Origin of the sequence: Streptomyces sp. NPDC020884 (assembly GCF_044333935.1) — a bacterium.
Lineage (GTDB): Bacteria > Actinomycetota > Actinomycetes > Streptomycetales > Streptomycetaceae > Streptomyces.
The window spans coordinates 230,330-254,521 of sequence record NZ_JBIRRY010000011.1 but is presented as its reverse complement, the minus strand read 5'-3'; the positions used below and the strand labels follow the sequence as shown (position 1 = coordinate 254,521).

Annotated in this window: 20 protein-coding genes, 1 tRNA gene and 1 pseudogene; 6 read left to right on the top strand and 16 right to left on the bottom strand. The window is 70.5% G+C overall.

The annotated features are described in order from the left end of the window. Positions 1–165 precede the first annotated feature (165 nt). The 5 genes from ACH4UK_RS30985 to ACH4UK_RS30965 all read right to left on the bottom strand — a co-directional run bounded on the left by ACH4UK_RS30985 (position 166) and on the right by ACH4UK_RS30965 (position 6,265). Positions 166–1,227, bottom strand: coding sequence for a fatty acid desaturase family protein (locus ACH4UK_RS30985; RefSeq protein WP_398361610.1), 1,062 nt, complete (start codon positions 1,225–1,227; stop codon positions 166–168). A 673-nt stretch (positions 1,228–1,900) separates the two neighbouring features. After that, positions 1,901–2,569 carry a hypothetical protein gene (locus ACH4UK_RS30980; protein ID WP_398361608.1) on the bottom strand — a complete coding sequence of 223 codons (669 nt, stop codon included), beginning with the start codon at positions 2,567–2,569 and terminating at the stop codon, positions 1,901–1,903. A gap of 484 nt (positions 2,570–3,053) precedes the next feature. Beyond that, entirely contained in the window at positions 3,054–4,826 is a 1,773-nt protein-coding gene (selB, locus tag ACH4UK_RS30975; protein WP_398361607.1) for a selenocysteine-specific translation elongation factor, read from the bottom strand. A gap of 2 nt (positions 4,827–4,828) precedes the next feature. Then, complete coding sequence (gene selA / locus ACH4UK_RS30970; protein ID WP_398361605.1) at positions 4,829–6,103, bottom strand: L-seryl-tRNA(Sec) selenium transferase; 1,275 nt, start codon at positions 6,101–6,103, stop codon at positions 4,829–4,831. Positions 6,104–6,171: 68 nt separating this feature from the next. Then, positions 6,172–6,265 (bottom strand) — tRNA-Sec (locus ACH4UK_RS30965). Positions 6,266–6,321: 56 nt separating this feature from the next. Between ACH4UK_RS30965 and selD the strand changes: the two genes are divergently transcribed. Then, positions 6,322–7,365, top strand: coding sequence for a selenide, water dikinase SelD (gene selD / locus ACH4UK_RS30960; protein WP_398361603.1), 1,044 nt, complete (start codon positions 6,322–6,324; stop codon positions 7,363–7,365). Between the two features lie 55 nt (positions 7,366–7,420). Here the strand turns inward: selD and ACH4UK_RS30955 are convergent, their stop codons facing one another. The 8 genes from ACH4UK_RS30955 to ACH4UK_RS30920 all read right to left on the bottom strand — a co-directional run bounded on the left by ACH4UK_RS30955 (position 7,421) and on the right by ACH4UK_RS30920 (position 14,318). Then, positions 7,421–8,356 carry a penicillin-insensitive murein endopeptidase gene (locus ACH4UK_RS30955; RefSeq protein WP_398361601.1) on the bottom strand — a complete coding sequence of 312 codons (936 nt, stop codon included), beginning with the start codon at positions 8,354–8,356 and terminating at the stop codon, positions 7,421–7,423. Between the two features lie 34 nt (positions 8,357–8,390). Continuing rightward, the gene (locus ACH4UK_RS30950; RefSeq protein ID WP_398361599.1) at positions 8,391–10,139 is read right to left on the bottom strand and encodes a glycoside hydrolase domain-containing protein; all 1,749 of its coding nucleotides are present in this window, start codon (positions 10,137–10,139) and stop codon (positions 8,391–8,393) included. Positions 10,140–10,770: 631 nt separating this feature from the next. After that, positions 10,771–11,274 carry a hypothetical protein gene (locus tag ACH4UK_RS30945; RefSeq protein WP_398361597.1) on the bottom strand — a complete coding sequence of 168 codons (504 nt, stop codon included), beginning with the start codon at positions 11,272–11,274 and terminating at the stop codon, positions 10,771–10,773. Between the two features lie 72 nt (positions 11,275–11,346). Further along, positions 11,347–11,535, bottom strand: a complete 189-nt coding sequence (locus ACH4UK_RS30940) for a hypothetical protein (RefSeq protein WP_398361596.1) — start codon at positions 11,533–11,535, stop codon at positions 11,347–11,349. Beyond that, the gene (locus ACH4UK_RS30935; protein WP_398361594.1) at positions 11,536–12,453 is read right to left on the bottom strand and encodes a peptidoglycan-binding protein; all 918 of its coding nucleotides are present in this window, start codon (positions 12,451–12,453) and stop codon (positions 11,536–11,538) included. Next, entirely contained in the window at positions 12,450–12,998 is a 549-nt protein-coding gene (locus tag ACH4UK_RS30930; RefSeq protein WP_398361592.1) for a hypothetical protein, read from the bottom strand. Before ACH4UK_RS30930 ends, ACH4UK_RS30935 begins: the two co-directional genes overlap by 4 nt. Then, complete coding sequence (locus ACH4UK_RS30925) at positions 12,974–13,609, bottom strand: MauE/DoxX family redox-associated membrane protein (protein ID WP_398361591.1); 636 nt, start codon at positions 13,607–13,609, stop codon at positions 12,974–12,976. Before ACH4UK_RS30925 ends, ACH4UK_RS30930 begins: the two co-directional genes overlap by 25 nt. Before the next feature lie 7 nt (positions 13,610–13,616). After that, complete coding sequence (locus ACH4UK_RS30920) at positions 13,617–14,318, bottom strand: hypothetical protein (RefSeq protein WP_398361588.1); 702 nt, start codon at positions 14,316–14,318, stop codon at positions 13,617–13,619. A 455-nt stretch (positions 14,319–14,773) separates the two neighbouring features. On the opposite strand from ACH4UK_RS30920, the gene ACH4UK_RS30915 reads away from it, so the two are divergent. Together ACH4UK_RS30915 and ACH4UK_RS30910 are read left to right on the top strand one after the other, a co-directional pair. Continuing rightward, positions 14,774–15,616, top strand: a complete 843-nt coding sequence (locus tag ACH4UK_RS30915; protein WP_398361587.1) for a hypothetical protein — start codon at positions 14,774–14,776, stop codon at positions 15,614–15,616. A 12-nt stretch (positions 15,617–15,628) separates the two neighbouring features. Then, entirely contained in the window at positions 15,629–16,255 is a 627-nt protein-coding gene (locus tag ACH4UK_RS30910; RefSeq protein ID WP_398361585.1) for a DUF6461 domain-containing protein, read from the top strand. 369 nt (positions 16,256–16,624) lie between these two features. Here ACH4UK_RS30910 and ACH4UK_RS30905 read toward each other — a convergent pair whose 3' ends face one another. The 3 genes and pseudogenes from ACH4UK_RS30905 to ACH4UK_RS30895 form a co-directional block, all read right to left on the bottom strand. Then, positions 16,625–17,029 (bottom strand): hypothetical protein, encoded by a 405-nt coding sequence (locus tag ACH4UK_RS30905; RefSeq protein ID WP_398361583.1) that lies wholly within the window; start codon positions 17,027–17,029, stop codon positions 16,625–16,627. Between the two features lie 106 nt (positions 17,030–17,135). Further along, entirely contained in the window at positions 17,136–17,465 is a 330-nt protein-coding gene (locus tag ACH4UK_RS30900) for a hypothetical protein (RefSeq protein ID WP_398361581.1), read from the bottom strand. Between the two features lie 497 nt (positions 17,466–17,962). Beyond that, positions 17,963–18,905, bottom strand: a pseudogene (locus ACH4UK_RS30895) (NAD(P)/FAD-dependent oxidoreductase); the annotation flags it as partial. Positions 18,906–19,375: 470 nt separating this feature from the next. Between ACH4UK_RS30895 and ACH4UK_RS30890 the strand changes: the two are divergent. The 3 genes from ACH4UK_RS30890 to ACH4UK_RS30880 all read left to right on the top strand — a co-directional run bounded on the left by ACH4UK_RS30890 (position 19,376) and on the right by ACH4UK_RS30880 (position 24,119). Then, positions 19,376–20,986: a DUF4331 domain-containing protein gene (locus ACH4UK_RS30890; protein WP_398361580.1), complete on the top strand. Its 1,611-nt coding sequence runs from the start codon at positions 19,376–19,378 to the stop codon at positions 20,984–20,986. Positions 20,987–21,087: 101 nt separating this feature from the next. Further along, on the top strand, positions 21,088–22,446 hold the full coding sequence (locus tag ACH4UK_RS30885; RefSeq protein WP_398361578.1) for a tetratricopeptide repeat protein: 1,359 nt from the start codon (positions 21,088–21,090) through the stop codon (positions 22,444–22,446). Further along, the gene (locus tag ACH4UK_RS30880) at positions 22,443–24,119 is read left to right on the top strand and encodes a nickel/cobalt transporter (protein WP_398361576.1); all 1,677 of its coding nucleotides are present in this window, start codon (positions 22,443–22,445) and stop codon (positions 24,117–24,119) included. The genes ACH4UK_RS30885 and ACH4UK_RS30880 overlap by 4 nt, the downstream gene beginning before the upstream one ends. Positions 24,120–24,192: the final 73 nt, after the last annotated feature.

Sequence of the window (24,192 nt, the reverse complement as noted above, 5' to 3'; positions counted from 1 at the left end):
CCCCCCAAGGCCACGGTGGGCAACCCGGTATGGGGCCCCGTCCCTCTTACGTCCGGCGGCGGGGCCGAGCACTGCTCGGGCTGGTCCCGGCTGTGGCTGTTACGTGGACGTCACCTGCCAGGGCGCTGCTCCCCCATCCGCCCGGAGGGTACGGAGGAGCGACGCTCAGGAGGCGGCGACCCGGGTGCGGCGCAGCGGGGCGCCCGCCTCGTGGAGGCTGCGGAGCGCCTGCCGGTACGAGGTGATCAGGCCCGTCTCCAGATAGGAGACGCTCAGCTCTTCGCAGTACCGCCGCACGATGATCTGTGCCCTGCGCAGGTTGGGGCTGGGCATGCTCGGGAAGAGGTGGTGTTCGATCTGGTAGTTCAGTCCCCCCAGCGCGATGTCGGTGAACCAATTGCCCCGGACGTTGCGTGAGGTGAGGACCTGGCGGCGCAGGAAGTCCGGGCGATCCTTTCCTGTCAGGATCGGCATGCCCTTGTGGTTGGGGGCGAAGACCGAGCCGAGATACACACCGAAGAGGCACTGCTGAACGGCGAGGAAGGCGATCGCCATGCCGGGCGGCAGCACCAGGAACAGTGCGGTCAGGTAGACCGCGAAGTGACCGATGAGCAGCGCTCCCTCCAGTGGCCGATGCTTGAGCGAGCGGTCTGCCAGCGCCCGTACACCCGCCACGTGCAGGTTGAACGCCTCCAGAGTGAGGAGGGGGAAGAACAGATAGGCCTGCGAGCGGCCGATCAGGCGGGGCAGCCCCTGGGCCGAGCGGGCCTGGCCCTGGGACCAGACGATCAGGTCGGGTTCGATGTCCGGGTCGAGCTCGTCGTGGTTGGGATTGGCGTGGTGGCGGGTGTGCTTCTCCTGCCACCAGCCGTATCCCATGCCGATGCCGATGTTCGCGGCGATCCTTCCCCCCATCTCGCTGGCCTTGCGCAGCCGGAACACCTGACGGTGGGCGATGTCATGGGCCAGTAGGGCTACTTGGCCGAAGGTCGCGGCCAGGAAGGCGGCGACGGCCAGGGTCCACCAACTGGCGCCGACGAGGACGAAGGCGGTCCAGCCTCCTGCGTAGAGTGCGGTCACCGCCGCGATGCGGGCCACGTAGTAGCCGGGGCGCCGGGTCATCAGACCATGGTCGGCGATCTTCTTCGACAGCCGGGCGAAGTCACTCCCGGTCGTCCGCTCGGGGCGCTCGGGGCGCTCGGAACGGACGAAGACTTGTGCAGTCATGAGCGCGAACCTCTCTGGCCAACACCCGGGCATGCCGCTTGCACCGGAGTCATGTCGCCACTGAGTTGATGTGTTCCGGCGGCGCCGCGTCTTCGCTACGGGACGGGGCAGGCGGCGCGCCGTACTGAATCCCGGGCGATATCGGGCTCGCGGAACTTTCCGTGAGGCGCAGTGCGAGCGTGTGGAGCTTGGTGTTGGTTCGCTGGGAGGAATTCACCATGATCAGCCAGGCCCTCGTCCAACGAGCACCCCTCGGTCGCCATCACCATGCCGAGCGCCACGTCGATCATGGGACGGGTCTGGAGTGCTCGTCTCAGCCCGTCCACCTCGCGGCGGAGATGGAGTACTTCCTGCTCGGCACCTTGCGGCTCTCGGGAGATTACAGCGTCCCGCTCGTAGTCTTCCCTGGAGTTCGTAGACGGTCGCACGGGCGTGGCCCCCAAAAAAATGATCGGGCGGCGCGCACCGGGGGCTGGGGTGCTGGCGCGGCTGCATGCGAGATTTCGAGAGCTCGCACGCGCTGATGTCTGTTCGGCCGACCATGGACAGCAGGAAAAACTGCTGCCCATGGTCCGGGTCCTTCTTTTACCGTCTCACATGACTGCCGTGCCGACCAGGGGACGGCGGTGGCCGAGCTGGATTCGTCGGCTCTCTCGGACGCCTCCTGAGCCTGTCACCACTGCGTCCCGTCCGACTGTCCCGGTCGGCCCTTCTTCGAGTCGTGGGAACCACCGGCCCCATCGTCCTGCTCGTACTGCGTACGGTCGGAACCCTCGCGCCCTCGATCGACGCCGCCCGAGTCCCTTGCCGGGACCGGCCGACCGCGCGGTGCCGACGCCTGCTGCTCCGGCCGCCGGACCACGCGCTGTGGTGGACCGCCCATGCCCGACGCCGTCCGGCGGGTGGAACCGGCGTCGGCCACGTCCCCTGTCTCCTGGTCCCGGGCGGCCATGCCGTACGGGCGCTCGGCCTCGGCGCCGCGACTGTCCCGGTCCTCGTGGTCCAACGCGTTCCGGTCCTGCTGGTCCCGCTCGTGGCGCGCCTTGCGCACGGCCACGCGCTCCCGGCCACCCATCACGGCCGCGCCGATCAGCATGAGGAGACCACCGAGCAGGGCGAGCCCCACTCCGCTGCCGAGCCCGTTGCTGTCGCCCGTGACCGTCAGACTGCCTTCAGCCTGCCCTTGTCGCACCATCCAAAGGACAGCGAACCCGAGGGTGATGATTCCGGCGGTGAGTACCAGCAGTCGCGATCGGAACACCACTCCGAGAACCGCAAGGACCGCGCCGACCAGGAGGGGCAGGAACATGGACGCGAACAGTCCCGCGCCCGAGTCCGTCACGCCGGCTCCGGTGAAGAGTTCCCAGACACGGAAATCGTGTCCGACCCGACCGTTGTACCAACTGCGAAATGGCGCCCAGAGGGCCGCCGCAGCGCCGACGACCGCCAGGATGATTCCTATGGTGTTGCGGATACCCCGTACCATGCCGCTACCTCCCGGCAAGTCGGAATGACGCATGCAAACTCCCGCATGCCGTATCTCGCCCCCGGTTCACGTTACGCCCGCCCCACACTCCATGCCATGCGGCTCCGTACGAGACAGCGGGGTCGGCCACGCCCTGACTCAACGCCGTGAGGGAGACCGCGGCCGGCCGGGTAAGGGCTTCCGCGGACGTCATGCTCGGCCGGCAGACCTCCGGTCCGGGTACCACGCAGGGCCCATTTCCTGGGAGTCCCGTTAAGAGCCCGCCCTCCCCCGATGACGGTCCTGGCCACGGGTTCGGCCGGGATCCCGCCCTGTCCGGAGAGACGACCGCACCCTGCCGTCACGTCGGCTGCCGCCGGTGCGTGCACCGGCGGCGCTTGTCAGGGAGCACCTGGGTGATGCCCTGACCGTCGCAGTGCTCCAGCAGGGGAACGGTGACGCGTCGGGTGGCGCCCAGGGCGCGGCTCGCCGTTCCCACGGTGAACGGCTGGTCGAGTTCGCTCAGCCGACCGGCCGCCAGTCGCGGGGCGTCCGGCAGCAGCACCACGTGCTCCGCGAGCCGCAGTATCGCTCCGTGGCGCACCGCCGCGGCGAGCTCTCGGCGGCCGAAGCCGAGTTCCGCGAGCCGCTGCGCGAGGGGGGCGGCGAAGGGCCGCCCGTCGAGTTCAGCGGTGAGCCGGCGCACCGCGTCCGCCACCGAGGCGGGCTGTGCCGCGGGCCCGGCGGTCACGCGTCCGTGGCTCATCCGCAGGGGCGGCGTGACCAGTGCCTCCACGAGGGAGACCGCCGGCAGCCCCAGACGATGTCGGGCGGCCTCCACCGGTATGCCGCCCTCGGTGGGACGCTCGGAGAGGTACGCCGCCACCAGCTCGGCCAGCCGGGCGCGCAAGGAGACCCAGTGTGCAGGGTCGGCCAGCCAGTCCCCCACGACGGGTGCGGTGTGGACTGCCACCCCCATCGCAGTCAACTCCCCCCGTCTGACCAGCAGTCGGCGCCGCAGCTCGGCGGCCTCGGCCGGTGCGCCGTGGGCGTCGCCCAGCTCGGCGGCCCGCCGTGCCGCCGCGCCTCGGCGCCGCAGTTCCGGTGGCTGGGGGTCGAGCACCGTCAGACCGGCGAGCACCCGTCGCAGGCCGGGATCGCGCAGCACCGCGCGGTCGCCGATGCGCAGCGGAAGTGGCTCCGGCAGGGTCAGGCGGACGAGGTCCGGACCGAGCGGCCGTACGCGTACGGGCACGGCCGCCGAGCCGATGTGGGCGACAGCAGCGCGGGGCAGTTCCGAGGCAGGCGTTCCGCCGGGGTGTACGCGCACGTCGCAGCTCAGGCAGGGCAGGAAGCTCTCGGGTGTGAGCAGGGCGTCACCACGGCCCGTCGACTCCTTGTCGAGGCCCCGGAGGTTGACCGCCACGCGGGCGGTGGCCCGCACCAGGCCGGTCTCCTCGCCGAGCGCCTGCAGCCCCCTGACGCGCACAGGGCGGCCGGAGCGGGCGGTCACCAGGACGTCGCCCCTGCGGATCCGCCCCGCCCCGAGGGTGCCGGTGACCACCAACCCGCTGCCGCGCACGGTGAAGGACCGGTCGATCCACAGCCGCACCGGGGATTCGGCGTCCCCTTCCGGCAGTCGCGCGACCAGCCTGTCGAGGGCGGCACGCAGCTCGGCGAGTCCCGCGCCGGTGCGGGCGCTGACCGTCACGGTGTCGACGCCGCCGAGGGTGCTGGACCGGATCCGGTCCTGTGCCTGCGCCGTGGCGGGACCGGGGTCGGCCAGGTCGCAGCGGGTGACGACGAGCAGGCCGTGCCGTACGCCGAGGGCGTCCACCGCGGCAAGGTGTTCTGCGGACTGGGGCTTCCAGCCCTCGTCGGCGGCGACCACGAACAGCACGGCGGGCACGGGCCCCGCGCCGGCCAGCATAGTGGGCACGAACCTCTCGTGTCCCGGTACGTCGACGAATGCCAGCCGCTCGCCCGATGGCAGATCCGTCCATGCGAAGCCCAGGTCGATGGTCAGGCCACGACGCCGCTCCTCCGCCAGCCGGTCGGGGTGGGTGCCGGTCAGCGCGTGGATCAGTGTGCTCTTGCCGTGGTCGACATGCCCGGCCGTCGCGATGACCCGCATGATCAGCGCCCCGCCGCACGCAGCAGAGCTGCGAGGACGGCGCTGTCGCACTCCTCCGGTACGCACCGGAGGTCCAGGAGCAGCCGGCCGCGCACCACCCGCCCGAGCACGGCCGGTTCACCGGTGCGCAGGGGTTCTGCCAGGCCTTCGGGGATGCTGAGCGCGCAGGACCGCAGAACGGTCCCGGGCGCGCCTCCTCCTCCGACCACCGCCTCGTGGGGTACGACGCGCGCGTCCAGACCTCGGCAGGCAGCGTCCTCGGCCATGCGCAGCGTGCGGATGCGCAGCTGTGGCAGCGGCAGGTGCACGGCTGTGTGCACGGGGGGCTCGGGACCGCGCAGTGTCGCTTCCAGCGCGGCCAGGGTGAACTTGTCCACGCGCAGGGCTCGGGCCAGCGGATGGCGGCGCATCCGTTCCACGACGGCGGCCGCACCGAGGACCAGCCCGGCCTGCGGCCCGCCGAGCAACTTGTCCCCGCTCGCGGTGACCAGGGTGGCTCCGGCGCGCAGGGCCGTGGCCGCGTCGGGCTCGTCCCGCAGCACCGGGTCGGGAGCGAGGAGGCCCGAGCCGATGTCGACGACGACGGGAAGGCCGAGGGACGCCAGTTCCCCGGCCTCCACTCCCCCGGTGAAGCCGCTCACCGTGAAGTTCGACGGGTGGACCTTGAGGATGAATCCGGTGTCCGGGCCGGCGGCGTCCGCGTAGTCGCCGAGACGGGTCCGGTTGGTGGTGCCGACCTCGCGTATCCGTGCCCCGCAGGAGACCAGCAGTTCGGGTATCCGGAAGCCGTCGCCGATCTCCACGAACTCGCCCCGGCTGAGCAGGATGTCGCGCCCCGGGGCCAGCGTCACCGCCGCCAGTGCCAGGGCGGCGGCTCCGTTGTTGACCACGTGCACCGCCTCCGCGTCCGGCACCGCTTCCCGCAGGGCGGCCATGGCTCCGCGGCCACGTGGCGCCCGTCTGCCGGTGCCGAGGTCCAGCTCGACGTCCGTGTATCCGCCGGCCGCCGCCATCGCCTCCAGTGCGGACCTGGACAGCGGGGCCCGTCCCAGATTGGTGTGCAGTACGACGCCGGTGGCGTTGTGCACGGGGCTCAGTCCGCCGGTGTGCGCGGGGAGCGCGGCCAGTACGGCATGGACCGCGTCGGCCGGTCCGATCCGCCCTTCGCGTACGAGCTGTTGGGCGGTGCCGACCGCGGCCTTGACGATGGGCCTGCCCAGCCGTGCGGACGCCTCGCTCAGCCGGGGGTCTCCGAGGAGCACCGTGGTGCTCGGCACCTGCCTCCGGATGTCCGCAGGCGGCTCCTCCGTCCTGTCCGCCACCCGTGCCACCCCGATCGAAGTCAGCGGAGGCGGACGGGAATCGAACCCGCCTGGCCCGGTTCCCGGACCACACCGATTTTGAAGATCGGGAGGGGCACCAGCCCACCCAACGCCTCCGGAGCAAGATTGTGGTCCCCGCACACTCCTGGGGCAAGAGGTGAAATGATCGCCGTATGAAGCCAGTTGGCCCTGCCTCCGTACCTGTCGCGCCTGTGCGGCTGACCCAGTTCGCACACGGCGGCGGCTGCGCCTGCAAGATCCCTCCGGGGGAACTGGAGGCGATGGTCGCGGGACTGCTGCCGCCCCTGAATCCCGGACAGTCCCTCGGCGGGAACGAGGACCGGCTGCTGGTCGGACTCGACGACGGTGACGACGCCGCGGTGGTGCTCACCGGTGACGGCACCGCCCTGGTGTCGACGGCTGACTTCTTCACACCCGTCGTCGACGACGCCCGCGACTGGGGCCGGATCGCCGCGGCCAACGCTCTCTCCGACGTCTACGCGATGGGCGGCCGGCCCGTCGTCGGGCTCAATCTGCTGGGCTGGCCCCGTGACGTACTGCCCGCGGAGCTGGCCCGGGAGGTCCTGGCGGGCGCACTCGAAACAGCCCGCGAAGCCGGCTGCTTCGTCGGCGGCGGCCACAGCGTCGACAGCCCGGAACCGCTCTACGGAATGGCCGTGACGGGCCTGGTGGATCCGGACCGGTTGCTGCGCAACGACGCCGGCCGGCCGGGCGTGCCGCTGACCCTGACCAAACCGCTGGGTGTCGGCATACTCAACAACCGCCACAAGCGGACCGGGGAGGTCTTCGCGCACGCCGTCGCCAGCATGACGGCGCTCAACGACAGGGCAGCCGCGGGTGCCCTGGAGGCCGGCGCCGTGTGCGCCACCGATGTGACCGGATTCGGGCTGCTCGGCCATCTGCACAAGCTGGCCAGGGCAAGCGGCGTCACGGCCGTGGTGGACGCCGCCGTCGTCCCCGTGCTCGACGGTGCCCGGGAGTCCCTTCGGGCCGGGTACGTCAGCGGCGGCACCCTGCGCAACCTCGACTGGGTGCGCCCGCACCTCGACGCGGGCCGGGCGAGCCAGGACGAGTTGCACCTGCTTGCCGACGCGCAGACCTCCGGCGGGCTGCTGATCGCCGGGGAGGTACCCGGACATCCGGTCATCGGGGAACTGGTGCCCGCCGTGGCAGGCACCACGCTGATGATCCGCTGAGCGCTGCGGACGGCCGCGGGTCCGTGGGCCGAGCCCCGGGCCCGCGGCCGGCCCGCTACCGGTAGCGGATGTGCAGGTGGTTGTCGTGGTTCGGGTAGCTCGTGGTCAGCCCTTCCGAGATCAGCTGCGGATCGTTGAAGTAGATCAGCTGGACGTGGCCGGGGGCCTTCGCCCGGATCTCCTGCACGAGTCGGCGGGTGGCAGCCCGGTCGTAGGTGCTCGACTGCCAGGTGATACGCCCCGCGGTGCACTGGGCCGAGTCGATGCGGGCCGGCCACACATCGATGTCCATCCCGACTTCGTGGCTCGCGTGGCCGGGTATGTCCCCGCCGTGCTCGAAGCCCGCGTCACCGACGGGGAGTCTGCCGTTCCCGGTCGAGGCGAAGGTGGCGGCGGCGGCCTCCAGTTGGCCGACGGCGCCGGCTGTCGCCCAGTGGGCACCCGCGTTGCCGTCGGGGCTCTGTGCGCACATCGTGCTGCCGCCGAAGTCGATGTTCTCGTAGTGCCACAGCAGGTTCTGCCAGGTGGCCGGCCCGACGACGCCGTCCGCGCCGATTCCCGCATGGGACTGGAAGGTGCGGACGGCGGTGCCGGTGGCGGGTCCGAAGGCACCGTCGGCCGAGAGGCCGGTGCCCCGCTTGGCGTTGAGCAGCGACTGGAGGGCCTTCACGGCCGGCCCGTTGTCGCCCTGTCGGACGGTGACGGCGAGGGCGCCCCAGGTGGCGGGCCCGACGACGCCGTCCGCGGTCAGACCTTTGGACTGCTGGAAGCCCACCACGGCGCTCCGCGTGCCCGAGCCGAAGGCGCCGTCCACCGCCACGGGGCGGCCGTGCGCGGCGAGCAGGTGCTGCAGCGCGACGACGTCGGAACCCCGGCTGCCGTTGCTGGTCAGCGGGAATACCGCCTGCGGGAAGGCCTGCGCGGGAACACCGGGCCCGAGGAACAGCGCCAGAGCGGTGAACAGCGTGATGATGCGTACGAGTCGTCTCACGGTGTCTGCCTCACATTCCTGTTCATTCGTCTGCTCACTTTCCGGACTGGAGGGCGCCCCAGGTGGCCGGGCCGACGATGCCGTCGGCGCCCAGCCCGCGCGAGGACTGGTAGTCACGTGCGGCCTGACCGGTGCCCGAGCCGAAGACGCCGTCGATGGCCACCGTCCGGCCGAGCGCGGCGGTCAGGGCGCGCTGCAGCCGGGTGACGGCCTCTCCCGTCGAGCCGTTCTGGACGGTCGGGGTGGATCCGCGGGACAGCAGGGCCGTCCAGGTCTTCGTGCCGACCGCACCGTCCGCCGTGAGCCCCTTACTGGACTGGAAGTTGCGTGCGGCGGCGGTCGTGTCGGGCCCGAAGATCCCGTCGGGGGTACCCGGGTCGAAGCCGGCGGCCTTGAGCAGGCACTGGGCCGCCTTGACCCGGTCTCCGGTCGAGCCGCTCCGGACGGTGGTGTACGCGGTGAAGTCGAGGTTCGCCCCGGAACAGGTGGGCGTGGGCGTGGAGCCGTTGCCGACGTCCAGGTAGTCGCGGTCGATGTTGATCGAGTAGCCGCCGTAGGACTCGGTGACCTCGCCCGCGTACTGGTGGATCCGCTGGTGGCCGGACCAGTAGGAAGACGGCACGTAGGTACCGGTGTTGGTGTCGGCGGCGCCGTTCCACCACGCGTAGAAGAGATGGTCGACGCGTGTGTAGGCACCGTTGTTGTACTCGGCGGCGGCGTCCTTGATGCCGGAGGCGGCGCTGGAGTAGAAGCCCGACAGGTAGCCGCTGCTGTGCAGCCGTTCGGTCCAGCCGGACAGGTACGACAGCACGGACGCCTTGCAGGAGGCCGTGGAGGTGTACGCCTCGATGTCGCTGTAGATGGCACTGCCCGCCGGGATACCGAGGTTCGATGCGGCGGTGATGGCACCGGCGGCCGCGGTGACGCCCTGGGACTTGGCCGTGGCCGGGTCGGTGGACATCTTCAGCGAGTAACTGGTGCAGGGCGCCTGGCGGCCGACGTCGATGGGGAACAGACGCCATCCGTTGCCGGTCTGGCTGGTCACCCAGCTCGCCGTCAGATTCGGCTGGGCGCAGCCGCGGAAGGATCCGCTGATGTAGACGCCGACCGCGCTGTACGGCGAACCGGCCTGCCAGGCGTTCATCGCGGCCTGCGAGGGCGCGGTGCAGGCGTCGAAGCCCTTGCCCTGGTAACTGCCGGGTTGCGGTCCGGCCGCGGCCAGGGGGGTGGCGTCGGAGCGCTGGGCCGCGCGGGGCAGCGCGGTGCGCTCGGCGCCCCCGGTGAGCTCGGCGGAGGCGAGAACGCCGCGTACGAGGTTCTCCGTCTCCGCTGTGTGGGCGGCGGTCACGAGGACGCCGGCGTCCTCGACCGCGATCTGGATGGTGTCGTTGCTGGACGCGGCGGACGGGGCGACGGCCTTGCCGCGCTGGGTCCGCGCGGTCGCCGCCGTCGCCTGGCCGGCGGAGCGGGCGGTGATGGGCTCCACGACGATGCCCGCCGAACGGCCGACGACTCCGGCGGGGCAGTCGTTCTGTTCGGCGGGCTCACCCAGGTAGACGGCGGGTCTGTCGAACCGGAGGCAGGCACGCGGGTTCTCGGCCAGATCGACCACCTGCCAGTCGGCGGGCACCTCGATGCGGTAGCCGTGGTAGGTGACGCTCTGCAGGCTCGCGGGCCGGGAATCTGCCTGGGCCTGGACGGGGGCGGCGAACGCGCCGATACCGGCGACGACCGCCAGCAGGGCGATGCCGGCGCGGGCGCGCCAGGGGATCCGGGAGGACATCGGTTCACTCCTATACGAATGCGAGGGGGAGAGCGACGCGGCAGGTCTGCTCAGGCCCGGACACGGGCGGCGTCTGCCCGTGTCCGGAGTCGGAGCCTGATCGGCCGCGCACGCTGCGGAGGGTGCGCGTGCGGTGGCGATGTGCCGGTCGGACCCCGCAGTCGGGGGCTGACCAGGAGCGGCTGGTGCTTCCGTCCATGTGGGTGCGGTCGTTTTGGTTGCCGTGGATGCCGCCCGACGGAGAGGACCTCGCCGTGGACGGCATGCCCTGCCACCCGGATCTACAGCTGGGTCACGTCGTCTCCCGACATGCCTTCGTACAGGGTGCGGCCCCAGCGGTAGCACGCGTCGGCCTGGGCAGGGGCAGCGATGGCCGGCACTCCCCCCACCGATGAAGTCATGCACATGACAACAACTGGAGGGAGTTGGATCGTACGCCTCAGCATGGCGCCTCCGCTGTGAGTCCTTCCCGGTTCCCCGCAAGAGGGTTGAGGCGAGTCTGACGCCCCTCACCGTGACGTGTCCACACCATCACCATCTGCCACAGGACCAGACCTACGGCGCAACCCGCCTGCAGACGTCACCCGGTACGAGGAGGTGCCCGGATCCTGTCCGAGGCAGGGCGAAGCCACTACTGCCGGACCGCGCAGGCTGCGGCAGCGACCAGCACGGAGCACACGACGGTCATGCCGCTCAGCCACCCCGCGAGCCGGTCGTCCCAGCGCTCCCCGCCCCCGGAGAGCCTGCGCAGGGCGGGGGTGAGTGCCCGGCCGGCTCCGAAGCCGAGTCCGGCGGCCAGAGCGGGCGCGAAGGAGCCCCCGGACAGGAGCACCGCTACCGCCATCGCGTACGGCGCACTCGCCGAGACGTAGGTGCGCACGCCCGTGCCGAGCTCGAAGCCGAACTGCAGGGCTCCGCGCGCAAGATGACGCCGCAGGACGTCCTGCGGTATCTGCCGGGCGTTCTGCGGCAGCCGCAGCGACAGCTTGCCCGCGTCGCGCAGCGCGGCGAGCAGCGCGACGGCCACGATGATCCCTTGCCGCACGCCGACCGGAACCGGCGTGAAGAGACCGGACACGAGCCACAGCACCCCGGCCGAAAGCACCCCGCCGGCCAGCAGACCGCAGGTGAACACGCCGAGGACCAGCGCCTGTCTGTACGTTGCCCGCCAACCTGGCGAGGCCAGCGCGAAAGCGCTGTTACGCGTTCAAACGGAGCCGGAGAGCGAGTAGCCGGCCAGACCACCGGTGATCGCCCAGGTCAGCACGGGGACATGGAGGACGGCAGCGATCACCGCGATCCCCAGGGCCGCCACGGGCAGAGCGGGGTGGGTGAGCAGCGCCCGTACGGCACGGGCGCCGCTCGGCCGGTCCGCAGGACGGACGGGCTCGCCCACCTAGACCGTCCCGGTCAGTGTGAGCCAGGTGTTCGGGCCGACCACTCCGTCGGCGGTCAGGCCGTGCAGGGACTGGAACGCGATGACGGCCTGCCGGGTGAGCGAACCGAAGTTGCCGTCGGCGGTCAGCGCGGAACCGTGCTTGTTGAGCTGCCGCTGCGCGGCCCGTACGGCATCGTTCACGTCTCCTTGGCGCACGGTGACCACCAGGACCGGCCAGGTCGCCGCGCTGACGCTGCCCGTCGGGCTGAGTCCGTTCGCCGACTGGAACGCGTCGACCTGCGCCTCGGTGTCCGTACCGAAGATGCCGTCGACATCCGTGGGGTGGCCGTGGTGGGTGAGCAGATGCTGGACGGTGAAGACGTCGGGCCCCGTGGCACCGCGGCCGATGGTCGGCCAGGTGACGGAGCCGGGGCAGTCACAGTCGGTGGTCCAGCGGCAGATGGACTTCACCCAGCCGGAGCCGGTGTTGCGGTACCCGTCGTGACACCGCCGCTCGATACCGCAGCCGCAACTGCCGCAAGCCGCGCTGTAGCGCCACAGCCAGCCGTCGTAGGTACCGGCGTAGCACTGGTTGGGCCGCAGGGTCCAGGTGACTCCGTCCGTCCGGTGGAAGCCGGTGTTCGTCCCCGAGGTCACGCACGCGTCGGCATAGATGGTGCTGGGCCCGCAGCCCGGGGAGCAGTTGTGGTCCTCGGCGTAACTGGGGCAGGCACCGGTCCAGATCTCGTATCCGTCGGCGTACGCCTCCCGGGCCGCGGAGAACACTCCCAGCGCGGCGAAGCCCGCGGCGGTCGCCGCCTGCAGCACGGTGCGCCTGGACGGCGCGAAGGAGGGAAGGACCCCGCGTCCGGTCCGGGGGCGCCGGCCACCGCCCCCTGAGCGGCGCAGCGTGGGCACGTCGTCCAGTGAGGTCACGACTGGCTCCTCGGCGTTGCGGGTGCGATGTCGTCGAGCAGCCGCAGCAGCGCGGTGGGTGAACCGAGCGGCTCGGAACGCACGATCCGGAGTTCCGGATCAATGGCCACCGCGTAGGGGGTGGCGGGGATGTCGTAGGCCGTGAACAGCTCCGGACGGTGGTCCCTGACCGGGACGGCGCCCTCCTCGGCCTGCGGCCCGGCGCCCGCGTACAGCCCGAGCACCTGCGGGGCGGCCGCGTCGCCCTGGCGGACCGTCCAGGCGCCGGCTTCGGCGAGCACCTGGACGCAGGTGCGGCAGTCCGCGTCGAGGAAGAGCAGCAGCGCGGCGCGGCCCGGTGTCAGGAGGCCGTCGAGCCCTGCCGGATCGGGCCGGGCCGCATCGAGGCCGGGAGCCGGTGCGCCGGGGGCGATGCCCACTCGCCCAGGGCGGTGCGGCTGCGTTCGTGACAGCTGGTGCACCTGCCTGATCAGTCCCGAGACGACCAGCGCGAGCAGCGCGATCGCCGCCCACGAGGCAATCAGGGCGCTGGTGGTGAAATCCATCGCGTTGGCCCTCCTTCGGCGGTCCGGTGCACGGTGGTCTTGTCCTGCTGGTGAACAGTGGCTCTGGTCGGCCGGTTGACGGACGCTGCGGTCGGCTCGTGCATGGCAACGGGCAGGTACCACAGCAGCGTTGTGCAGGCGGGAGCCGCGAGCACCAGCGTGATCAGCTCCGCCGTGGAGAGCCGCACGGGGCCGGCCCCGACGACGATGGCGCCGGTCACCGCGAGCACGGCGAGGGCCACGGCCCGCCGGGTCACCCAGCGGCTCAGCGGCACATCCCGGCCGGAACACCCGCACGGCCCCCCTCGGCCGAGGGCGAGGACATACCGCGTGTAGGCGGCGTAGAGCCCGAAGAGGGCGGCCCCCGCGGCGAGTACGGTCTGCAGCCCCCGCTGGTGACCCGTCAGGAGGGCGGCCGCGCCGGCCGCCCCCAGGACCCCCTCCGCGACCGGCAGCATGACGGCCGCCAACCGGCGGAGCCGCGGGCCCAGTACGCCGTGCGCCCACAGCGCGTCGCCCAGCGCGGCCGGACTGGCGGCGTGGGAGCCCGCGCCCACGAGCAGGGTCAGGATGACGAGGGAGGCGGTCAGCCCGCCGTAGAAACCGATCACCGGCGGATCACCCGATGTGCCGGAGCGTGAGCCGCCCGACGAGTTCGGGTACCCGCTCGACAGGAGTCGAGGCCAGTGGCACCACCGTGGCCCAGATCGCGGTGGAGGCGAGCACGAAGAACGGGCTGCCGTCGGAGAGCGTGTCGCGGAACAGCTCGCCGGACGCGACCGCCACCCCCTTCCAGGGCGGGAGCTGGGCGGTGTGCTCCTTCGTGCGCCGCGACAGCTCCAGCAGCCCGAGGCCGGACACCTCCTTGATCAGCGTCGCGGGCCGCGCGAAGGAGCTTCCGGCCGAGGGATCCGGCTGGAGGGTGAGCCCGTGCTCGCTCTCCCCGATACGCACCGACCGGAGCAGCCCGAGCACCTCGGCCACGCCCATGCCGTACAGCCGGGTCACGAGTGAGTGGCGCTCGCCACGCCACACGACGAGCGACGGCCGCTCCACGAGCCCCGAGCGCGGCTCGCGCTCGACCGACCGGAAAATGCGCAGGGTGCCCTTCTGGAAGGTGAGCTCGGATTCGGGTGACTCGATGCCCAGGGAGGCGGCGACATCGTCCCCCAGAGAGGCCGGACCGGCGGTGAATTCGACCAGCCGGCCACCGGCCACCACCTCGACGGCCGACGTGCACGGGGACCGGAGGTCGACGTCGCCCTCCAGGTGGTACGTCCCGCCATCGAGTGCGCGATGAGTGACGAACGATGTGGCCATGTGCGTCCTCCCGAGGGCGGGGGGTCTGATGTGACACCGCAGCCGCTGAGGAAACTAGACACTAGTCATGCCCCTGTCAATCTTTTGGGAACCAGGCTGCTCGTAGGCTCGGCGCTGCTCAGCGTTGCCGGGGCGGTCATCGCCATCGCCGCCGCTGTCCAGCACAACTTCGCCGTCTGCAGCGTCGCTCTGTTCGCCGTAGCGGCCGGTGGCATCGGCGCTTACCTCGTCAGCCGGTACCAGGATGCCGCGAACGACCGCGCCGTCCTCCGCCGACTACGAGAATCTCCCCACCAGCCCGCCGACGCTCTCGCAAGCGAACTGGGGCTTCGCCCAGCGGCAGTCCGGCTCAGCATCTACCGCCTGACCAGTTCCGGCGAGCTTCTGGGAGAAAAGGACGTACTCCTGTGTGGTCTAGACGCGTGCGCCTCAGACGTACTTTCCTCATGCTCTGCGTGGCCATCACCCTCCTAGCCGCCGCGCAGAGCCCAGCACTCTCAGCCCCCGGCAACTCCGGTAGACCGCCTGACCCTTCCGCCGGAAATGCCGGACAGAGCAGTTCGCGCAGGCAAGAAGCCCCTACGGAAACCACCGAGCCCCTCCCCGAAGCTGCGAAGCAGAGCTTCAAGAGCCAGAAGGAGGCAGATCAGAAGCCTCAGGAGGTCAAGGAAAGACCTCCAAGCATCGAGCGCGGCTACAGCTGCGATGAGTTTGTCTGGTGCGAGGGGGGCACAAACATCGTCCAGGTAACCCGATTCAGCATCTGCTCCGTCCGGTACTGGTACGTCATCGTCTACAAGACGGACGGCAGCAAGTTCGGCACTGCGGACATCACCACCTCACAAGAGATCAACACCGCGCCGCGAGCCACGGAACTCACGGAGGACTTCTCCATGCGGATCGACCGGATGGACCCCTTCATGGCTTCGGTGCTCGTCTCCGTCGACACGGAATGCAACTACCTCACCGGCTGCCATGACGATGGCCAGGATCCGTGGACCGGCGCCCTAACGCTGCCGCCCGTCGGTACCTCAGCCGGTACAACCAGGTCGAGGTGTACAGGATGCCGGAGGGGGGACCATGGGGCACATACGGAGACGAGAATGTCTATGCCTACAACGCCCCACATTCACTCACAGCTGAACTCCGACGGAACGCACTTCGCGTTCAGCTATAACGTCAATTCATTCGACAGCGGGACTTCTGAGCAATCCACACATTACCGGTATCCCAGCATCTACAAACCCCGCTGGGTACCCTTCACGGCCAGACCAAATACGTGCCCACCACGATGCTGACAGGACACTGAAATGACGGACGGACTCCGCTGGGTGTGTGAGGCTTACCCTCTCGGATACAGCTTCATCTTCTGCGAAAATCTCACACCAGAAGAGGTACTCGAACGACTCGGCGCCCGGCGCGAGTCCGTCTTCCCGCTCACCAGGGTTGAAGCCCAGGAAATCGAGGTCCGCAACGCGGCGGACGAACCTTACGACCTCGACTACTTGGACAACCTAGACGTCGACGCCGTGGAAGAGCTCGGGTTCCTGCGGCGTGAGACCGACGCGGTCGTCCGGGCCGGGTCTATCGATCGGTGGTCTTTCGCGATCCAGGCCTCTACGTCGTACACCTCGGCCAGGAACTACCTCCCTACGGTTTCCCAGGGCACCCGCGTCATCGCAGTCAGCCGGGACGTGAACGCCGTGGAGCGAGTGGAATACGCGGTCGACGGCCGTGTTCTGTCATCCTTCGACCCCGGAATTCCAAAGTACAACGACGGTGACGAGCCAACAGCCTTCGCCTGGCCGTCGGACGACGAGGCGATGAGGTCAGCGCAGGTTATGGACCATCTGGAGCGCCAGTTCGGGCTGTGGGTGCCACGAGACTCCGAGGAGCAACGGCTGCCTGCGGCGGCACTGTCGACCTCCAGAAAGTGACGTGCGTCGCTACAGCCGTACGCTCTGGCGCTCACAGATCCAGATGATCCGGTTGGTACTGTCGGCGGTTGGGCCGCGGGCCCGGCCCCGGAGGGCGGGCGAGAATCACCACCGTCGCCGACTCCACCGAACTCAGCGAAAGTGCTGTCGTGCGGTGTCCTTCCTTCAGGGCAGGATGTGACTTGTGTGCAAGACCTGGCGAGGATTTGCTCGGTGGTCGTCGGCTGGCAGGTGAGGAGCTGTGCCAGCCGCCTGCCAGCGGGCGCGTCGAGGTGGGCCGTCGCCCAGAACCACTCGGACGCCGGTCCACAACGCTTCGACATGCTCCTGCCCGGGTGACTGGGGCGGGCAACCTGCGGGCCCCGCCGTCTAGTACAGGTACGTACCGGCGAAGGCCCCGTCGAACCCCAAGGCGGCCAGTCCCTGCTCGACGCTGGGGTAGATCGTTCCGTCCGGGATCGCGATCAGGGCGTCGAAGTCGGCGCGGCTGATCTCGGGTTCGAGCCACTGATTGCTGCAGCGGCAACAGACCCAGACGTTGCGGCCGTGGTTGATGAGCAGCCAGTCCCGCCGGGCACGGCAGGCCGTGCACGTCACAGGGATCCCGCGAAGGGCGAGTTCGCGAGGGTGGCTGAGGCAGCGCGTCGCGCCGGGGCCGCTGGGCGGCTGCGTCTCGTACGCGAGTTGCAGCAAGGGATCGGTGCCGGCGGGGAGGACAGGCTGCGCGGGTGTCGACTTCGCGGGGCGGTCGGTGGTTCTGAGCACGAGCGTCATCTCCCGGTCGAGGTCCTTCTGTTTCCATCCGTAACAGCCGGTGGAACCGGTTGTCCAGGGACTTCTCGGAGTCCGGCGAACCGATGGCCAGCGCGCCGGACCGCCGTCAGCGGCGTGGTGGGCGGTTTCGTGGAGTGGAGGCGACGGGGCGAACTCCGGTCGCGGGTGTCGTTCGGCTGGTGGTGCGGTTGGCCGAGGCTTTCGGGTTGCTGGTGCCGTCCTTCGGGCGGCGGGAAGCTGCACCCGGGTGGGCGGGGAGCTGGGCAATGCGGCGCAAGCGCCAGACCAGGACGTCATCTACGTCGGCGGCGGTGCCGAGTTCGCGCATGTCGATGGTCTGTCCCAGGAGGGCTTCGGGGTCGTGGCATGCCTGCTCGGCCTGGGCGAGGGTGGCAGCCAGGGCGTCGGTCTTCGCCGGGACACCGTCTTCTCGCACTCCGTGGTTCGGTAGGGCGGCGCGGATGGTCGGCTCTTACGCCCGGCGTTGCGCCTCGGGAAGGGCGCGGCCTTGCTCGTGCAGCGTTCGCATCGAGGTGGCGGCGGGACCGGCCGTCACCGTCACGGCCGACCGGTCTCCGGTCTGCAGGAGCGGGCGGCAGCGAAGCTCGCCGAGGTCGACGCGAAGATCGCGGACCTGACCACGATCCGCACCACGCCGGCCGCAGCCGTCGCGGCCGGGTGCGACGACCTGACCGTCTGCGCGTCCAGCGCGTGCTGCCCCGTACCCTTCACCGATCTTGCCGAGAAAGTCGCCGACGCCCCCAGTGACTGCCCACCAGGACAGAAGCATCAGGGGTCGGCATCACCGCGTTGGCTCCGGCGCGCAGGAAGAAGCGGCGCAGACGAGGACCCGGGTGGCCCGTGCTGGCGGGTTCGATCAAGAGGTCCCTGCCGGCACAAGGAGTCAGGCTGCGAGAAGGGATTCCGACTCGCTCCTGAAGCCGGCGTGGACAGTGCGTCGAGGTAGCGCTTGGTGTCGAGGACTGTTGAGGCGCCGGTTCCGGTGGCCCTGACGGCCTGGCGGTAGGTGTGGCCGACCACGTCGCCAGCGGCAAGACCCCGGGGAGGTTCGTACGGTCGAGGGGGACTCCGCTGTGATGTAGCCCTCGTCGTCCAGGTAGAGCCGGCCGGCAAAAAGGCGCGGTGCGGGGGTCGTATCCGATGGCCATGAAGAGGCCGGTCGCCGCCGGTTCACGGATCTTCCGGTCGGCGTGTTGCACAGGGCCACTGCGCCGAGCATGCCGTTCTCCTCCTTGATCTCGACGATCTCACTGTCGAACGCGAAGGAGATCTCGTCGATTGCGAAGGCAGGGCTCCGCATGAACTGGGAGGCGCGCAGGGTCGATCGGCGGTGGACGACGGTGACAGAGCGGGCGAAGCGGAGCAGGACGGTGGCCTCCTCCATGGCGGTGTCGCTGTCGCGGAGGAAGAGCCCCTCACACGTGGCGCACCAGGAAACGTCTCGTCCGGATAGCTTCTCCTCGTTCGAAAGGCCGAGCTCGCGGTAGCCGGATCCGGTCGCGATGATCACGGCCTTGGCGCGGTGGACGACGCTTTCGGAGTCGGTGAATTCCTTGATCTCTCCGGGGAGGTGGACGAAGACGATGTCGTCGTCGTCGACCATCTCGGCGCCGAACGTCTCGGCCTGGACTCGCATGTTCTCCATGAGGACCGGACCGTCGACACCATCCGGGAAGCCGGGGAAGTTCTCGACCTCGGTCGTCGCGGTCAGCGAGCCGCCCACAAAGATCGAGCTGCCGAACAGCAGGGGCTCGAGCTGAGTGCGGGCCGCGTAGAGAGCGGCGGTGTGTCCGGCGGGACCGGAATGGCTGATTACGCAGAAGTCCGAGCTGGTAGCGCAGGAGGCGCCCGCCACCGTGACCGGGAGTCTCTGCGGCAGTAGGTGCCCTCCCGATGAGCTCGGTGCGCCGGAAGAGTGAATTCCCCCGCCACCCTTATTGCGAGTGGCTTGCAATAGGGCGGGCGTGCCCCGTTCGGCCCAGTGGCCGGGGACTGTGTCGTCGCCGATTTTCCTGGGGTGTTCGCTTGGCTGAATTGCCGCTCCCACCGGCCTGTTCACCCTTCGTGGGCCGCTCGGCCGCCCTGCGGAGTCGGCCGGGGTGTGCACGGGACGTGGTTTCGGCGTGCTTGTCTACGGCTGCGCAGTTTTTGGGTGCAGGCGGGCCCGCGTTTCGAGCCGCCCCGTCGATCGGCCCCTTGCCTGCCAGACCGCTCGGTGCGCAAATCTCCCGCTGCGGCGCCGAACGCTATCCCCATCAGCCCACCTCTCGCTTCCGCATGCCCCGACGCATGCCTGGCGGGGGGTCAGCAGACAGAAGGAATGCCGTGAAGCTTTCCCAGGCCAGGCCCCGTTCGCGACGCGTCCTGGACCAGTCCCTGCTCGTGCTCGGTGCCACCACCCTGGCCGCAGGACTCGGAGCGATGACCCTCGCCCCGGGTCTGAGCGCGGCCTCCAGCCACCGCGAGGCGCCCCTCATCGCCGGGGACCCGCGGGCGGACAACACCGACGTGTACGCGTTCACCAGCCCGGACAAGGCCGACACCGTCACGATGGTGGCGAACTGGATCCCGATGGAGGAGCCCAACGGCGGTCCGAACTTCTACGCGTTCGGCGACGACCTGCGCTACAACATCAAGATCGACAACAACGGTGACGGCGTCGCCGACGTCACCTACAGCTGGCGCTTCCGCGGCAGCTACCGCGATGACGCGAACCAGTTCCTCTACAACACCGGCCAGGTCACCTCGCTGAACGACCCGGACCTGAACTTCCGCCAGGTCTACGACCTGGTCGTCACGACCGGAGGAAAGAGCCGGACGCTCCTGTCGGGCGTGCCGGCCGCCCCGTCCCGCACGGGCAAGGCGTCGATGCCCGACTACGCGGCATTGCGCAAGCAGGCGACCTTCGGCCTGCCGGGCGGCGGCAAGACGTACACGGGCCAGGCCGAGGACCCGTTCTTCGCCGACCTGCGCGTCTTCGACCTCCTCTACGGCGGCGACCTGAGCGAGCGGGGGCAGGACACCCTGGCCGGCTACAACGTCAACACCATCGCCATCCAGGTCCCCAAGAAGCAGCTCGCCCTCAAGGGCAACGCCTCCCGCAACCCGGTCGTCGGAGTGTGGTCGACCACCGACCGCGCGGGCGTCACCGTCACCGACTCCCGCGACCAGAAGGGCAAGGGCGGCGCAAAGCAGTGGAAGCAGGTCTCCCGCCTCGGCAACCCGCTGGTCAACGAGGTCGTCGTCCCACTGAAGTTCAAGGACGCCTTCAACACCCTCAACCCGAGCCAGGACCGTACGGTCCAGCCCGTCGTCGACAAGGTGTACGACCCGATCCTGCCCAAGCTCATCCAGCAGGTCTACGGCATCCCCGCCCCCGCGACGCCCCGTAACGACCTCGCCGAGATCTATCTGACGGGCATCTGCAAGGTCTGCGGTCCGATCAAGGCAGATCTGAACGCACACCGCCTCAACAAGGACGCGACGCTCAGGAAGATCGTCCCGGCCGAGGAGCTCCGCCTGAACATGGCGGTGCCGCCCACCGCCAAGCCCCAGCGCCTCGGTGTCCTGGCGGGTGACCTGGCCGGCTTCCCGAACGGACGCCGCCTCGCCGACGACGTCGTCGACATCTCGCTCCAGGCCGTCGAGGGCGCCGCCCAGACCGGCGTTCTCGTCCCCGAGCTCGCGGACGGCGACAAGGTCGACGCCAACGAGGTCCCGTTCGGCGCCTCGTTCCCCTACGTCGCGCTGCCGCACACCAAGAACGTGAACCGCGGCCCCGACGCGGCCGGCCGCAACGCCGAGCAGGCCTCGACGGAGAACACCACGGCGAGCCCGGTGACCAAGACCACCCAGGCCGCGGCGCTCGCCGGAGTCGGCGCGCTCCTTCTCGGCGTCGGCGGCTTCCGCCTCCGCCGTCGCGGCAAGGACAGCTGAACCGGCCGCCGGCCGGCGACTGACGTCGAACACGGTGCCCGGGGCCGGGCCGAGAAGCCGCCCCGGGCACCGCGGCATCGAACATTCGGGAGGATCTCTTCGTGCACCCGGACCACACCGCACCCACGTCCACGCCACCGCCATCCCCCTCACGCGGCCGTCGGCGGCTGCGGAACATCGCGGTCACCCTGGCCTTGGGCGCGGCGATGTTCGCCGCCGGCGCGATCATGCTGACGCCCGATCAGACCACCGTTTCCCGCCCGTCGGGTCAGGGCCGATCAGCGGGTTCTCCATCACGTGGGTCGATCGAGGCCCTCCAGGCCCGAGTGACCCGCCTGCCGAAGGATCCGGGGGGCTGGGCCGCCCTGGGCATGGCTTACGTCCAGCAGGCCCGTTCCACCGCGGACCCCGCCACCTACGACCGCGCCGAGAAGGCGCTGCGTTCCTCGCTCAGGGTGCAGGCCAAAGACAACACGGACGCCGAGATCGGCATGGGTGCCCTGGCCGCGGCACGCCACGACTTCCCCGCCGCGTTGCGCTGGGCCCGCAAGGCCACGACCAGCAGCCCCTACAGCTCCACCGCGCACGGAGTCCTGGCCGACGCGTACACCCAGTTGGGCCGCTACGAGGAAGCCGACGAGGCCGTCCAGAAGATGACGGACCTGCGCCCGGACGCCGCATCCCTCGCCCGCGCCTCCTACGCCTTCGAGCTGAAGGGGGACACCGACCGGGCCCGCGCCCTCATGCGCCGGTCCCTGGCGGCAGCGGCCACCCGGGCCGACACCGCGTTCGCCCACAACGTCCTGGCAACCCTGGACCTCCAGGACGCCGACCCGCGAGCCGCCCTGGCCCGGACGCAGACCGGGCTCAGGGCCGCCCCGGGCGATTCGGCGCTTCTGGAGACCAGCGCCCGCGCTCATACGGCCCTGGGCGACACCACCAAGGCCCTCGCCGATTACCGGGCGGCCATCGCCGTCGCTCCTCTGCCGCACTACCTGCTGGGCCTGGGCGAACTCGAACAGTCCCTGGGCCACCGGGAACAGGCCGAGGAGCAGTACACCCTCCTGCGAGCCCAGGACCGGATCCGGGAAGCCGCGGGCGACCCGGCGGACACGGACGCGATTCTCTTCGAAGCCGATCACGGCAACCCGGAGCGCGCCGTCACCATGGCCGAACAGACCCTGCGCACCCGCCCCTTCGTCGCCGTCCACGACGCCTACGCCTGGGCCCTGCACCTGGCCGGCCGGGATGCCGAAGCACTCATCCAGGCCGACAAGGCCCTGGTCCTGGGAACGCGCAGCGCACTGTTCCGCTACCACCGGGCCGCCGTACACAACGCGCTGGGCGATCCCGAAGCTGCCCGCCGCGACCTGACCGAAGCGCTCCGCGAGCCGGGCTTCCACCCCCTGCACGCCGACGCCGCCCGCGACCTGCTCCAGCGAATCGACACCACACCGTGAACCACACCCTGCGCCGAGCCCTCACCACCCTGGCCGCCACCGCCCTGACCGCCGTCGCGAGCGGGGCCACAGCCCCAGCCGCCGCAGCGCACCCCCTCGGCAACTTCAGCGTCAACTACCACACGGGCCTCGTCCTTCGGCCCGACCGGATCGACGCCCGGATCGTCGTCGACCGCGCGGAGATCTCAGCCCTCCAGGAACGACCCGCCGTCGACTCCGACCACGACGGCACGGTCAGCGACAGAGAGTCGAGCGACTACGCAGAGAAGAGCTGTTCCGGCCTGAGCGGGCAGCTCCGCCTGAGCATGGGCAGCACACGAGCGCAGTGGAAGCAGTCCTCGGCAACTCTGGTGTATGAGAACGGGGAAGCGGGGCTGAAGACCAGCCGTCTCACCTGCCGGCTGAGCACCCCGGCCGACCTCTCCGAGCCTGCCGACATCCGAGCCACAACGGATTACGACACCACGCGCATCGGCTGGCACGAGATGACCGCCAGCGGCCAAAAGGTCAGGCTCACCCAGACCGACGTACCGGCGACCTCCACCACCCGCGAGCTGCGCCAGTACCCGCAGGACCCCCTCGCCTCCCCGCTCGACCAGCGCTCGGCAGCACTGCGCAGCGAGCCCGGTCAGGGCACGGCCGCCGTCCCTGCGGTGGTGGCGGACCTGCCCGGCGCGGATGCGATCAGCGGAGTGCTCGCAAAAGTCACCGGGGTCTTCGACTCGCTCGTCGGGGCCCGCGAGATCACCCTGCCTGTGGGCCTGCTCGCGCTGTTCCTGGCGCTCGTCCTCGGGGCATCCCACGCGGCGATGCCCGGCCACGGCAAGACCATCATGGCCGCCTACCTCGCGGGCCGCCGCGGCACCAGGCGGGACGCTCTCACCGTGGGGGCCACCGTGACCCTGACGCACACGGCCGGCGTCCTCGTCCTCGGACTCGCCCTGCCCGTCTCCACCCACCTGGCCGGAGAGACTGTCCTGATCTGGCTCGGAGCCGCCAGCGGGCTCCTCGTCACCGGCATCGGCCTCTGGCTTCTCCTCGGAGCCGTCCGGGGCAGGCCGCAACACAACCACCATCACCACGGACCGAGCCACAGCCACCACCACGGACACGGCCACGGCCACGGTGACGTCGGCCACGACCATGACCACCCTCACGACCACGACCACGGGCCCGGCCGTCCGCATCGCCACGGGCCGGTCCCACCGGTCCCGGTGCCCGACAGCGCGTCGGCCGGGGAACTCGGGGCGACCCCCGGGGTCGCGACACTCGCTCCACCGGATCACGAACACCACCCGTCAGCCATGTCAACAGCCCCCGGGAAGACCCGGAGTACGAGCAGGTCCGGCCTCATCGGCATGGGCATCGCCGGCGGCCTCGTCCCCAGCCCCTCCGCCCTCGTCGTGCTCCTCGGCGCCGTCGCCCTCGGGCGGACCGCCTTCGGCGTGCTCCTCGTCATCGGCTACGGACTCGGCATGGCCGCCACCCTCACCCTCGCCGGACTCCTCCTCGTACGCCTGCGCGAACGCATCGAGAGCCATGACCGGGCCCGGACCCTCCGCCACAACCCCCTGCTCCGCAAGCTGGCGCGGACCGGGCCCGTCGTCACCTCGCTCCTCGTCGTCGCTGTCGGCCTCGGCCTGACCCTGCGGGCGGCGACCGGGAACGGCTAACGGGTCCGGAAGCCCTCCTCCTCGCACGCGGCAATCGACGGCCGTCCCCGAACTGGGCGGCGGTATGGAGCGG